Annotated in this window: 11 protein-coding genes; 5 read left to right on the top strand and 6 right to left on the bottom strand. The window is 69.7% G+C overall.

What is annotated here, in order from left to right; genetic code table 11:
- Positions 1-20 precede the first annotated feature (20 nt).
- A complete protein-coding gene (locus GFH49_RS08725) occupies positions 21-992 on the bottom strand; it encodes an ABC transporter ATP-binding protein (RefSeq protein WP_155055332.1) in 972 nt (323 codons plus the stop codon).
- A gap of 107 nt (positions 993-1,099) precedes the next feature.
- Positions 1,100-2,320: an NYN domain-containing protein gene (locus tag GFH49_RS08720; protein WP_155055225.1), complete on the bottom strand. Its 1,221-nt coding sequence runs from the start codon at positions 2,318-2,320 to the stop codon at positions 1,100-1,102.
- 224 nt (positions 2,321-2,544) lie between these two features.
- Here GFH49_RS08720 and GFH49_RS39300 point away from each other — a divergent pair, with 224 nt between their 5' ends.
- A complete protein-coding gene (locus GFH49_RS39300; RefSeq protein ID WP_196217900.1) occupies positions 2,545-2,709 on the top strand; it encodes a hypothetical protein in 165 nt (54 codons plus the stop codon).
- A gap of 86 nt (positions 2,710-2,795) precedes the next feature.
- On the opposite strand, the gene dnaE is transcribed toward GFH49_RS39300, so the two are convergent.
- A complete protein-coding gene (gene dnaE, locus GFH49_RS08715; RefSeq protein ID WP_155055224.1) occupies positions 2,796-6,335 on the bottom strand; it encodes a DNA polymerase III subunit alpha in 3,540 nt (1,179 codons plus the stop codon).
- A gap of 225 nt (positions 6,336-6,560) precedes the next feature.
- On the opposite strand from dnaE, the gene GFH49_RS08710 reads away from it, so the two are divergent.
- From GFH49_RS08710 to GFH49_RS08700, 3 genes are all read left to right on the top strand, one after another.
- Complete coding sequence (locus GFH49_RS08710) at positions 6,561-7,895, top strand: DUF2252 domain-containing protein (RefSeq protein WP_155055223.1); 1,335 nt, start codon at positions 6,561-6,563, stop codon at positions 7,893-7,895.
- A gap of 68 nt (positions 7,896-7,963) precedes the next feature.
- Positions 7,964-8,650: a hypothetical protein gene (locus tag GFH49_RS08705; RefSeq protein WP_155055222.1), complete on the top strand. Its 687-nt coding sequence runs from the start codon at positions 7,964-7,966 to the stop codon at positions 8,648-8,650.
- An 85-nt stretch (positions 8,651-8,735) separates the two neighbouring features.
- Entirely contained in the window at positions 8,736-9,545 is an 810-nt protein-coding gene (locus GFH49_RS08700; protein WP_155055221.1) for a thioredoxin domain-containing protein, read from the top strand.
- Positions 9,546-9,781: 236 nt separating this feature from the next.
- Here GFH49_RS08700 and GFH49_RS08695 read toward each other — a convergent pair whose 3' ends face one another.
- Together GFH49_RS08695 and GFH49_RS08690 are read right to left on the bottom strand one after the other, a co-directional pair.
- Positions 9,782-10,426 (bottom strand): helix-turn-helix domain-containing protein, encoded by a 645-nt coding sequence (locus GFH49_RS08695; RefSeq protein ID WP_230396210.1) that lies wholly within the window; start codon positions 10,424-10,426, stop codon positions 9,782-9,784.
- A 275-nt stretch (positions 10,427-10,701) separates the two neighbouring features.
- The gene (locus tag GFH49_RS08690) at positions 10,702-11,277 is read right to left on the bottom strand and encodes a dienelactone hydrolase family protein (RefSeq protein WP_155055220.1); all 576 of its coding nucleotides are present in this window, start codon (positions 11,275-11,277) and stop codon (positions 10,702-10,704) included.
- Positions 11,278-11,388: 111 nt separating this feature from the next.
- Between GFH49_RS08690 and GFH49_RS08685 the strand changes: the two genes are divergently transcribed.
- A complete protein-coding gene (locus tag GFH49_RS08685) occupies positions 11,389-12,504 on the top strand; it encodes a mechanosensitive ion channel family protein (protein WP_155055219.1) in 1,116 nt (371 codons plus the stop codon).
- Between the two features lie 3 nt (positions 12,505-12,507).
- On the opposite strand, the gene GFH49_RS08680 is transcribed toward GFH49_RS08685, so the two are convergent.
- Positions 12,508-13,248, bottom strand: a complete 741-nt coding sequence (locus GFH49_RS08680) for an SDR family NAD(P)-dependent oxidoreductase (protein ID WP_155055218.1) — start codon at positions 13,246-13,248, stop codon at positions 12,508-12,510.
- Between the last annotated feature and the right edge of the window lie 28 nt (positions 13,249-13,276).

Below are 13,276 nucleotides of genomic sequence, written 5' to 3'. Positions count from 1 at the left end.
GGATACGACGATCCGCGCGCTCATGCCTTCACCAGCCCCCGTGCGTCGCCGCCCAGCGCCAGGTACACGTCCTCCAGGCTCGGTGTGGCGAGCGTGAAGTCGTCCAGGGCGGTGAACGCGGCCCCGCCGGTGACCGTGGCGACGGCCACCCGGGCCTCCTCCGGTGCGAGCCGCAGCGTCCAGCGACGCCCGGACTCCACGGCCCGTTCCCGCAGCGCGGCGACCTCCGGCACCTCCAGCGGCGCCCGGTCCCGCCACACCAGCTCGACCCGGACCTCCCCGGCGACCTTCTCCTTGAGCCCGGCGGGACTGTCGCAGGCGATCACGCGTCCCTGGTCGAGGACGGCGACCCGGTCGAGGACGGTCTCCGCCTCGATGACGTTGTGGGTGACCAGCAGGACTGTGGTGCCGCGCTCGGCCCGGCGCCGGTCGACGGCGGACCACACGGCCCGCCGGGCCACCGGGTCCATACCGGTGGTCGGTTCGTCGAGCACCAGCAGCGGCCGCTCCCCCACCAGCGCCGAAGCGAAGCAGGCCAGCCGCCGCTGCCCGCCGGACAGCTTCCTGATCGGGCGCCCGGCGAGCGGCGTGAGGCCCAGCTCGTCGAGTACGTCGTCCCGCTCGGCCCGAGCCTGCTTCACCTCAAGGCCGCGCAGCCGCCCGGTGGTCTCGGCGGCCAGCGACACCGTGAGTTCGTCGAGGGCGGTGGACTCCTGGCCGAGGTAGGCGAGGATCCGCGCGGCCCGCTCCGGATGCCGCACGATGTCGTGCCCGAGGATCTCCACGCTGCCGCGGTCCGGCCGCATCAGCCCGGTCAGCTGCCGTACGAGGGTGGTCTTCCCGGCCCCGTTCGGCCCGAGCAGCCCGAAGATCTCACCGCGCCGGATGTCCAGCCGTACATCGTCGGTGGCCCTGACCTCGGGCGTCGCCGGAACCCCGCGCCGCCCCCGCACCGCCGGATAGGTCTTCGTCAGCCCGCGCACCGCGCACACGGCATCCCCACCGTGCCGAAGTGCCTGTCCCGCGCGCATGCTCACAAGGGACGAGGGTACGGGGTCGGGAAGCTCTGCTCGCCCTTGGGGGAGGCGTATGTGCCGTTTCACTCCCCCGCGGAAGCGGGTTCCGCGGTCGTGCGCGCATCGATCTCACGCCAGAACCCGGCCCGGATCGCGTAGCGGTCGTGCTCGTCGATCTGGTCGTCCTTGTGGGCGAGCAGCCCGAACCGGGCGGCGTACCGCAGCAGTTCCCCGTCGACGCGATGCGGGATCCGCGGATACATCCCCGACAGCTTCTGCAGATGGCTCTGGTCGCCGAGCCGCTCCATCCACCGCCGCGCGAACACCTGCCCCACCTCGAACGGGTCCCCGCCGACGGTGGTGATGTCCTCCTCCCGGTCCGCCCACCGCTGTTCCGCCGTGGTCAGCTGCGCGAGCGTCGGCATGGAGGCGACCTCGGGCGGCTCGGCCGCGACGCCGGGCCGGTCGACCCAGCCTCTGTCGGAGGACCAGCGCAGCGTCGCGCTCGCGGGCTGCTTGTCGGTCTGACCACCGCCGGGGGCACGCAGCGCGGCCAGGTCCTTGGGGGTGGGCACGCCCTTGGGGGCCGGCACCCGCTCCCGCGTGCCGTTCTCGGAGGCGGTGGCCGCGGGCGGGTGCTCCCGCTCCTCGGCGGACCGCTCGGCCGAGGCGAGCGCGGACTCCGGCAGCGGCGCGGAGAGGATCGCGGCGATCTCGGGCCGCGGCACCGGCGGCGGCGCGCAGATCCCGCCGAGTTCCTTGGCCCGTACCGCCTTGGTGATCCAGGTGCGGTCGAGCACGCGCCGCTCGTCCGCCTCGGCGACCAGGTCCTCGGACTGGTTGTAGTCGCCGTCGGCGGCCTGCACGGCCCACAGATGTACGGCGACCCCGTGCTCCTTGGCGGCCATCATGCCCGGCAGCAGATCGCCGTCGCCGGTGACCAGGACGATGTCGGAGCAGGCGCGGTTGCGGGCCAGCTCGGTCAGCTCGGCGTGCATCGCGGCGTCGACGCCCTTCTGGGCCCAGCGGCCGTCGCTGCGGGTCAGGGCGCCGAGCCGGACGGTGACCCGGGGCATCACGCGCAGCCTGCGGTGCTCGGGCTGCGGGACGCGGTCGGGGGCGCCGTCGAACCAGTAGATGCGCAGCAGCGGCCGTTCGGTGTCCGACTCGGCGCGCTCGCGCAGGCCCTGGATGAGGGCGGTGTGGTCGACGGTGATGCGGGAGCGGGAGGGCTCTCCGGCGAGAAGAGAGGCGGCGGCCCCCAGCAGATACCCGGCGTCCACCAGGACGATGCAGCGGTCCACGCGATCCACCCTCTTTCCGGGAGGTTTGCTTCGGGCTTCCTTCGAGTCTGCCCGACCACGCGAGGGTTAACGGTCCGAACTCGATCTTCGGCGTGGCGTTTCGGGGCATCGCCCCCCGACAAGGGCTGTCACAGACGGTAATTATCCGAAATGCGTTCCTTGTCAGCCTATGTGAGTCTGGTCGCGGCCCTGGCCCCTAGATCCCCCACAGGAGGCAGATCACCATGGCCAAGAACAAGAAGCAGGACCGAAAACAGCCCCAGTCCGAGCGCGGGCAGCACCAGGCCCAGCAGCCCCCGATGGAGGCGCAGGCCGAGCAGCACATGTCCCAGGTGACTCCCAGTGACATCGCGCGCAAGGGCAAGCAGAAGCGCTTCGGTCACAACTGACATCTTCATAACGGGCTGTTGCAGCCCAGGCACACGACAGGGGGCGTGCCCGGCACGGCGCACGCCCCCTCTCGCCCGACTGCGCCTCAGCCGGCCAGACAGGACGGGCCGAGCAGCACCTTCAGGTCGCCGAAGAGCGCGGGATCCGGCTTGACCCGGTGCCGGTCCAGGCGGAGCACGGTCGTCTTCCTCGGCCCCTGGAGCCTGATCCGCACCTCGCTGTCGCCCTTGTGGTGGCTGAGGATCTCCCCGAGGCGGCTGACCATGGGCGGGGTGACCCGGGTGGCCGGGATGGTGAGGATCACGGGCGCGTTGGTGCCCGCGTTCGACAGGTCGGGGACCTGGAGCTCCATCGCGACGAGCCGCGGCACGTCCTCACGCTTGTCGAGCCGCCCCTTGACGAACACCACGGCGTCCTCGACGAGTTGGGTCGACACCAGCTGGTACGTGGCCGGGAAGAACATGCACTCGATGGAACCGGCGAGGTCCTCGACGGTGGCGATCGCCCAGGCGTTGCCCTGCTTGGTCATCTTGCGCTGGAGGCCCGAGATGATGCCGCCGATGGTGACGACCGCGCCGTCCGCGTGCTCACCTCCGGTGAGCTGGGCGATGCCCGCGTCGGCCTTGTCGGACAGCACATGCTCCAGGCCGAAGAGCGGGTGGTCGGACACATACAGTCCGAGCATCTCCCGCTCCTGGGCGAGCAGATACGTCTTGTCCCACTCCTCGGTGGTGAACTCGACGTCGAGTCCGAAGCCGGGCTCGCTGGTGTCCTCCTCGCCCATCCCGCCGAAGAGGTCGAACTGCCCCTCGGCCTCCTTGCGCTTGACCGCCACCACGTTGTCGATCATCGGCTCGAAGTGCGCGGTGAGGCCCTTGCGGGTGTGCCCCAGGGAGTCGAACGCACCCGCCTTGATCAGCGATTCGGTGGTGCGCTTGTTGCAGGCGGCGGCCTCGACCTTGTCGAGGTAGTCGGGGAAGGAGGCGTACTTCCCCTTCGCGTTGCGGGACCGGATGATCGAGTCGACCACGTTCGTGCCGACGTTGCGCACGGCTTCCAGGCCGAAGAGGATCACGTCGTCGCCCTGGGCGGCGAAGTTGTGCAGCGACTCGTTGACGTTCGGCGGGAGCACCTTGATGCCCATGCGGCGGCACTCGTTGAGGTAGACGGCCGACTTGTCCTTGTCGTCCTTGACCGAGGTGAGCAGGGCGGCCATGTACTCGGCGGGGTGGTTCGCCTTCAGGAACGCGGTCCAGTACGAGACCAGGCCGTACGCCGCCGAGTGCGCCTTGTTGAACGCGTAGCCGGCGAACGGGACCAGCACGTCCCACAGGGCCTGGATCGCCTCGTCGCTGTAGCCCTTGTCCCGCGCGCCCTTCTGGAAGAGGACGAAGTTCTTCGCCAGTTCCTCGGGCTTCTTCTTGCCCATCACGCGGCGGAGGATGTCGGCCTCGCCGAGCGAGTACCCGGCGATGATCTGGGCGGCCTTCTGGACCTGCTCCTGGTAGACGATCAGGCCGTAGGTGACGGCCAGGACCTCTTCGAGGGGATCCTCCAGTTCCTTGTGGATCGGGGTGATCTCCTGGAGCTTGTTCTTGCGCAGCGCGTAGTTGGTGTGCGAGTCCATGCCCATCGGGCCGGGACGGTAGAGCGCCGAGACGGCGGAGATGTCTTCGAAGTTGTCGGGCTTCATCAGGCGCAGCAGCGAGCGCATGGGACCGCCGTCGAACTGGAAGACGCCGAGCGTCTCACCGCGCTGGAGCAGTTCGAAGGTCTTCGGATCGTCGAGCGGGAGGGCCAGCAGGTCGAGGTCGATGCCCTTGTTGGACTTCACCATCTTGACGGCGTCGTCCATGATCGTCAGGTTGCGCAGGCCGAGGAAGTCCATCTTCAGCAGGCCGAGCGACTCGCACTGCGGGTAGTCCCACTGCGTGATGGTCACGCCGTCCGTATGCCGCACCCAGATGGGAGCGTGGTCGACGATGGGCTCGCTGGACATGATCACGCCGGCGGCGTGCACGCCCATCTGCCGGACCAGGCCCTCGACGCCCTTGGCGGTGTCGATGACCTTCTTCACGTCCGGTTCGTTCTCGTACATCGCGCGGATCTCGCCCGCCTCGCTGTAGCGCGGGTGCGAGGGGTCGGTGATGCCGTTCAGGTCGATGCCCTTGCCGAGCACGTCGGCGGGCATCGCCTTGGTGAGCCGGTCGCCCATCGCGTACGGGTAGCCCAGCACGCGCGCGGAGTCCTTGATCGCGTTCTTGGCCTTGATCTTGCCGTAGGTGCCGATCATGGCCACCTTGTCGGCGCCGTACTTCTCCGTCACGTACCTGATCACCTCGACGCGCCTGCGCTCGTCGAAGTCGATGTCGACGTCGGGCATGGAGACGCGCTCGGGGTTGAGGAACCGCTCGAAGATCAGGCCGTGCGGGATCGGGTCGAGGTCGGTGATGCCCATGGCGTAGGCGACGATCGAACCGGCCGCGGAGCCCCGGCCGGGGCCGACCGCGATGCCGTTGTTCTTGGCCCACATGATGAAGTCGGCGACCACGAGGAAGTAGCCCGGGAACCCCATCTGGATGATGACGTCCATCTCGTACTCGGCCTGCTTCTGCCGGTCCTCCGGGATGCCGCCGGGGAAGCGGCGCTCCATGCCGCGGCGGACCTCCTCCTTGAACCAGGTGACCTCGGTGTAGCCCTCGGGGATGTCGAACTTCGGCATGAGGTTCTTGGCCTCGAACATGCCGGTGGTGTCGATCTGCTCGGCCACCAGGAGGGTGTTGCGGCAGCCTTCCTGCCAGGCGTCCGAGGAGTCGACGGCGTACATCTCGTCCGTGGACTTCAGGTAGTAGCCAGTGCCGTCGAACTTGAAGCGGTCCGGGTCGGAGAGGTTCTTGCCGGTCTGGATGCACAGCAGCGCGTCGTGCGCGGTCGCCTCGTGCGCGTAGGTGTAGTGCGAGTCGTTGGTGACCAGGGGCGGGATGCCGAGCTTCTTGCCGATCTCCAGCAGGCCGTCGCGGACCCGGCGTTCGATCTCGATGCCGTGGTCCATCAGCTCCAGGAAGTAGCGGTCCTTGCCGAAGATCTCCTGGTACTCGGCGGCCGACTTCAGGGCCTCGTCGTACTGGCCGAGGCGCAGCCGGGTCTGCAGCTCGCCGGAGGGGCAGCCGGTGGAGGCGATGAGCCCCTCGGACCACTGGGAGATGGTCTCCTTGTCCATCCGGGGCCACTTCTGCAGCCAGCCCTCGGCGTACGCGTCGGAGGAGAGCCGGAAGAGGTGGTGCAGGCCGGTGGCGTTCGCCGCCCAGATCGTCTTGTGGGTGTAACCACCGGAACCGGAGACGTCGTCGCGCTTCTGGTGCGGCTGGCCCCACTGGATCTTGCGCTTGTTGCGCCGCGACTCGGGGGCGACATAGGCCTCGATGCCGATGATCGGGGTGACTCCGGCCTTCTTCGCGGAGTGGAAGAAGTCGTACGCCCCGTGCAGGTTGCCGTGGTCGGACATGGCGATATGGGTCATGCCCATCTCGTTGCACGCGTTGAACATGTCCTTCAGCCGCGCGGCACCGTCCAGCAGCGAGTACTGGGTGTGGACGTGCAGGTGCGTGAACGGCGGCTTTGACACGGCTTCGGCCTCCAAGGAAAACGTACGTCGACGAGGGTCCGACAAGCTGCGGACGGTCCGGGGGACAGCGACGAAGTCTATGCCTCGGCACTGACACTCGCGGGGGTTCCCCGCGTACCTTCATCCAGGGGTCACGGGCACTCCCGCGGACCTTCGGACGTTGGTCTGGACGGAAGGTCCGCCCCACATGTCATGCACCACCCCCGCACCAGGAGGCACCAGGCAATGTCGGTCCCGCAGCTCAGCGCCGAGCAACGCGGCGAGGAGATCCTCACCGTCTTCGACACCGCCTTCGGCGAACTCCTGGCCGCCGACCCGGCCGCGTTCCGCGTGAAGTTCCGCAAGATGGCGGCCTCGGCGTTCGCGTTCTACCGGGGCACGGCGTGCCTCTTCTACCACGACCAGGACGCGGAGAAGCGCGGCGGCCCGTACCTGGACGAGCGCACCTCGCGGGTGTGGATCCACGGCGACCTGCACGCCGAGAACTTCGGCACGTACATGGACGCCAACGGCCGGCTGATCTTCAACGTCAACGACTTCGACGAGGCGTACGTCGGCCCCTTCACCTGGGACCTCAAGCGCTTCTCGGCCTCCATCGCGCTGATCGGGTACGCCAAGGCGCTCAGTGACGAGCAGATCACCGAGCTGGTGCAGGTGTACGCGGGCGCGTACCGCGAGCGGATCCACGCCCTGGCGACCGGCGCCAAGAGCGACGAGGTGCCGCCGTTCACGCTGGACACCGCCCAGGGCGCGCTGCTGGACGCGCTGCGTGACGCCCGCTCGCTGACCCGTTTCGGGCTGCTGGAGTCGATGACCGAGATCCGCGACTTCGAGCGTCGCTTCGCGCCGGGCGGCGGTTCCATCGAACTGGACGCCGCCACCCGCTACAAGGTGCTCGCGGCCTTCGACGGCTACCTGGAGACACTCCCCGAGGCCTCCCTCTCCCGCCCGGACTCCTACCGCGTCAAGGATGTCGTCGGCCGCCGCGGCATCGGCATCGGCTCGGCCGGGCTGCCCTCGTACAACATCCTCCTGGAGGGCCACACCGACGCCCTGGAGAACGACGTCGTCATCTACATCAAGCAGGCCCAGACCCCGGCCGTCTCCCGGCACGTCGCCGACCCGGCGATCCGCGACTACTTCCAGCACGAGGGCCACCGCACGGTGATCTCCCAGCGCGCCCTCCAGGCGCACGCCGACCCGTGGCTGGGCTGGACCGAGCTGGACGGCGCCGGTCAGCTGGTCGCCGAGGTCTCGCCGTACGCCGTGGACCTGGACTGGGGCGACATCGACGACCCGGAGGAGATCGCAGCGGTCGTCGCCGACCTCGGCCGGGCGACGGCGACGATGCACTCCGCGGCCGACAACACCTCCGGCGAGTCCCTGGTGCCCTTCTCCACCGAGCGGGCCATCGACGCGGCGATCGCGGCGGACTCCGACGACGGCGCCGGCTTCGCGGACCTGCTGGTGGACTTCGCGCACAGCTACGGCGCACGCGCGCGTGCCGACCACCAGATCTTCCTGGACCTGTTCCGCAACGGCCGGATTCCGGGTCTGTGACGGAAGGGCCACTCACAGGAGCCCTTTAGGGATCCCTTACCGGCCCACGTGACACACTTTCCTCCGCCATGGACATATCCGGGACCCAGCTCAGAGCCGTACGCGCGGCGCTGTTCACGGCACTCGTCGTGACGCTCAGCACCGCGTCGCACGTGCTGCTGTCCGGGGTCCCGCTGCCGCTGAACACGGTGGCCGCGGTCGCCGCCGCCGTGTTCGCCATCGCCTACGCCCTGGCCGGCCGGGAGCGCGGGTTCGGGCGGATCGCCGCCCTGCTGATCCCGCTGGAGCTGGCCGCCGACACCGTCTTCACCACCGGCCAGCACGTCTGCTACGGCGCCGCGGGCGGCCCGGTCGCGGGCCCGCTGCGCTCCGTCGGCTTCGACGTCCTGTGCGGCGGCGGCACCGGCGTCGGCACCCCGCTGGCCCGGGTCACCGGGGCCGACCCCGACCAGGCCGCCCTGCTCGCCCACGTCGACCCGACGGCGGCCTGGCTGCTGCTGGGCGCCCATGTCGGAGTCGGGCTGCTGGCCGCCGCCTATCTGCGCCGCGGTGAGCGGGCCCTGGCCCAGCTGCTGTGCGCGGTGGCGGCGACCACGTTCCGGCCGCTGCTCCTCGCGACCGCCGCGGTGACCGTGCGCCCGGCCTCGCCGGCCCGCCGCCTGCCGCGCTCCGCCCACCGCCCGGCCGTCATCCGCGACCGGATCCTCGTGCACTCCCTGGGACGCCGAGGGCCGCCGTGCCCGGCCTTCGCCTGAGCCTTCACGCGAACAGCCGCTGAGCACCAGCAGTCCCCATACGTATCCCGCGCACGACAGGTGCGCGTCCCACTGGAGAACCCCCATGAGCAAGCGGAACAGCCAGGCCGCGAAGTCCGCCGCCCGCGAGCGGCTGCGCCAGGAGCGCGAGCGGCAGGCCAAGCGCGACAAGGTCAAGCGCCAGGTCATCGTGGCCTGTTCGATCGTCGGCGTCCTCGCGATAGCCTTCGGCATCGCCTACGCGGTGCAGCAGAGCAACCAGCCCGGTTACTGGGAGGCCGCGAAGGACGACAGGCTCGTCAAGCCGGCCAACACCACCGGAAAGAACGGCACGACCGTCGTCATCGGCGAGTCCAGCGCCAAGAAGACCCTGGTCATGTACGAGGACCCGCGCTGCCCGATCTGCGCCCAGTTCGAGCAGGCCGTCGGCGCGACGGTCGACAAGGATGTCGAGGACGGCAAGTTCAAGATCCAGTACGTCGGCGCCACCTTCATCGACAACGGCGTGCCCGGCGAGGGCTCCAGGAACGCGCTCAGCGCCCTCGGCGCGGCCCTGAACGTCAGCACCGACGCCTTCCTCGACTACAAGACCGCGATGTACTCGGCTAAGTGGCACCCGGAGGAGACGGACGACAAGTTCAAGGACGACGACTACCTGATCGAGATCGCGGACACGGTCGACGCCCTGAAGGGCAACAAGCAGTTCCAGAACGCCGTGACCAACGGCACCTACGACAAGTGGGCGCTGGAGATGTCGGCCACCTTCGACGACAGCGGCGTGACCGGCACCCCGACCCTGAAGATGGACGGCAAGACGCTCACGGCCTCCGACGGCAACGTGCCGATGACGGTGGCCGACTTCAACACGGCGGTCGACGCGGCCCTCAAGGCCTGAACCACGATTCCCGGTCGACCCCCGGCCGAAGAGCGGGCGAACTCTTGCGAGTTCGCCCGCTTTCGTTCATACCGGTCAGTAACCTGATCGCTCGTGCCCCGTCGACACAGAACTTCACAGAGCGCCAACTCGCTTGCACCGCGCTGCCGACGACGCCCCCGCGTTCCTGCACGGTGTCGCCTCGGGCGACCCGCCCGCTCCCCCGACGGTGTCCTGCTTTGACATCCTCCCCCTCCTCAAGAGAGGGGGGTTCCAACCCGGGTGGGTTGAGGTTCACGAGCACTCGAACGGACAGTGGCCGTTGTCACCCTCCGGCACCGGCTGAACACCACAGGAGTACGGAGCCGGGACGTCCTCCATACGTCCGGGGCCTTGTGCCCGGTGCGCCGCCGGAGCACAAGGCCCCAGCCCTGGGCGAGAATCACCCGGTTCAGTCCGGCCTTCTGCCTGACCTTCTCCCCGGGCTCGTCGACCGTCCCTCTCGCGGAGGCGGTCATGTTCCTGATGTTCAGCTTCTCGAACCGCACCAGGTCACAGGTTCGGGCGAGCATCGTGCTGGTCTTCTCGCACCAGTCCTCACGCCGGTCAGCTTCGCGTGCCTTGAGTGTGGCGACCTTGGCGTACTCGGCGGTCCTGGCCTTGCCGAAGTCCTTGAGGGCCTGCTGCTGCACGTCAGCGTTCCCGGCCGCCAGCCATTCGTTGTCACGCCGGGCCTCGGTGAGCTGGCGGCACTGCTCGGCGAAGCCGGGCGCGGCCTTGCGCCCCTTGTACCAGTGCGAGTGCTGCTCGACGGCCAGATCCCACACGTACCGGGCATGCGCACAGTGGCCGGGCATGATGCCCGCCTGCCCGCTCGTCGGGTACATCCGAAACCGTGCCATGCCCTGAACCCAGCTCGCGTGTTCCCCGGCCGCGCACACCATCGGTCAACATCACCCGAGTGAGTGACCGCCCAGGCCGCCACCCCGGCCGGCCACCGATCACAGGCCTCAACTCCCCCGTCACGACCGTCTGTTTGCAGCCACCGTCAGCGCCTACCTTCCGGAACGCCGAATCACCCTGCCCGCGATTCGGCTTCCCCTGCCCGAAGGCAAGGGGCCGACAGCACAGCGCGGCCCCGCGGCCAGGCCGCATGTCGACACAGCCGGCGGAGCGCTTACGCGTCCATGCCGTCGAGGAAGCCGAGTGCCACCCGCCAGGTGGCCTCTGCGGCCTCCTCGTCGTAGTCCGGCAGGCCGGGGTCGGTGAACAGGTGCCCGGCCCCGGCGTATCTGTAGACCTCCACGTCGGCGCCCGCTCTGCCCATCTGCAGATACCAGGCGCTCAGCCAGTCGTCGGTCTCGAACGGGTCCGGCTCGGCGACATGCAGCTGCACCGGCAGATCGTCCGCCGAGACGTTCGGCGCGAGGTCCGAGGTGCCGTGCAGAAGCAGCAGCCCGCGCGCCTTCTCGTCGCCCAGTGCGAGGGTCTGCGCGATGGAGGCGCCGAGCGAGAAACCGGCGTACACCAGCCCCCGCCCGGAATAGGGCGCCGCGGCCAGCACGGCCCGCTTCAGCAGCTCGTCCTTGCCGACCTCGTCATTGAAGGTCATGCCCTCCTCGACCGTCTCGAACGTCCGCCCCTCGAACAGGTCCGGCGTCCACACCTCGTGTCCGGCGCCGCGCAGCCGGTCCGCCGCGGCACGCACCGCGGGCCTGAGGCCATAGGTCGAGTGAAAGAGCACGATGTTCATGAGGCCATGGTGCCAGCCGGGTACGACAACGCCCCGCGACGCCCGCCTCGCAGGACCCGCACCGGGGGCGCCATGTTCACGCCCCCGGTCGGCCGGTTACGGTTCGGAGGCATGGAGAACATACTCCGCCCGCTGATCGTCATCGGCGGCTCGATCGTGCTGCCGCTGCTCATCGGCTGGGCCACCGACCGGCTGCTGTGCAAGGCCGACGCACGGCACAGCGAGACGCCGCTGTGGGGCCTGCTGCGCCGCGCCAGGATTCCCTACCAGGTCGTGCTGTGCGCGGCGATGCTCAGAGGGTCGTACGACGCGGCGGAGCTGCTGGAGGAGTTCCAGGTCGGCATCGGCCGGACGCTGACGCTGGTGCTGATCGGGGCCGCCGCCTGGCTGGTGGTCCGGATCACCGCGGCCGTCGTCGAGACGTCGTACAGCCGCTATGCGCGCGCCCATCGCGACGCGGCCCGGGTCCGGCGGGTCCGTACGCAGGTGACGCTGATCATGCGGGTGGTGGCGGCGATCGTCGGCGTGGTGGCCGTGGCCGCGATGCTGCTGACGTTCCCGGCGATGCGCGCGGCCGGCGCCTCGCTGCTGGCGTCGGCGGGCATCCTCGGCATCGTCGCCGGTGTCGCCGCGCAGTCGACGCTGGGCAACATGTTCGCGGGACTGCAGATCGCCTTCGGCGACATGGTGCGCATAGGCGACACGGTCGTCGTGGACGGCGAGTGGGGCACGGTCGAGGAGATCACGCTCACCTTCCTGACCGTGCGGACCTGGGACGAGCGCCGGATCACCATGCCGGTGTCGTACTTCACATCCAAGGCCTTCGAGAACTGGTCGCGCGGCGGCGCCCAGATGACCGGAATCGTCTACTGGCAGGTCGACCACTCCGCCCCGGTGGAGGCGATGCGCGAGCAGCTGCGCGACATCCTGCGCGAGTGCCCGGCCTGGGACGGCCGCCACTACGGCCTGGACGTCACGGACGCCACCGCCAGCACCATGGAGGTGCGGGCGCTGATGACGGCCAAGGACGCGGACGACATCTGGACGGTACGGGTCATGGTGCGCGAGCGGATGATCCGCTGGCTGGCCGCGGAGCACCCCTACGCACTGCCCCGCGTCAACACGGCGGACGCGGTACTGCCGCCGGGCCACGTCGACGGCCGCGCGCTCCGCGACGGCACGGCCCCCCGCCGCGCCTATGAGCCGCCGCACCGCCCAGGCCGCTGACGGTCAATGCCCGCGCTCAGCGCCCCCGTTGACCTGGATCACCTGGGAGGTGATGTGGCCGGCCGCGTGGGAGGCGAGGAAGTGCAGGGTCGCGGCGATGTCGCCGGGCGTGCCGGCCCGCCCGGTCGAGGTCTCTTCGATGAGCCGTTCCCGTCGCGCCTGGTCCATCGTGTCCCCGAAGAACCCGGTGTCCTCGACATACCCCGGCGCGACCACGTTGACGGTGATCGCCCGCGGCCCCAGCTGCCGGGCCAGGTCATGGGTGTACGGATGCAGCGCGGCCTTGGCGGCGGCGTACGCGCCGCTGCCCGACCCCCGGAACGCGGCGATGGAGCTGAGGAACAGCACCCGCCCACCGGGTTCGGCGAGCCGCTCCTTGAGCGCCTCGGTGAGCAGCACGGCGGTCAGCGTGTTGAGCCGGAAGTTGACGGTCCAGTCGTGGGCGACCGCGTCGAGCGGATCGTCCGATTCGGCCGGCGGTTCGAGATACCCGGCACCACCGGCACTGTGGATCAGTACGTCCACGGTCCCGAACTCCCGCGCGACGAAATCGGCGACGCCGCGCACCTCACGCGGATCGCTGAGATCGGCGGCACATGTCAGCGCACCGGCCACCCCGGCTTCCGCCAGCACCTCCGCCCGCCGCCCCAGGAGCAGCACCCGGTCCCCGTCACCGGCGAAGAGCCGCGCCGCCGCGAGCCCGATCCCCGTACCGCCACCACTGATCACCACGTTGCGAGCCATGATCAAACCCTACGACGTCGGCCACGAA

This window comes from Streptomyces blattellae, from assembly GCF_009709555.1.
Classification (GTDB): domain Bacteria; phylum Actinomycetota; class Actinomycetes; order Streptomycetales; family Streptomycetaceae; genus Streptomyces; species Streptomyces blattellae.
This window is presented reverse-complemented; position numbering and strand designations above follow the sequence as displayed.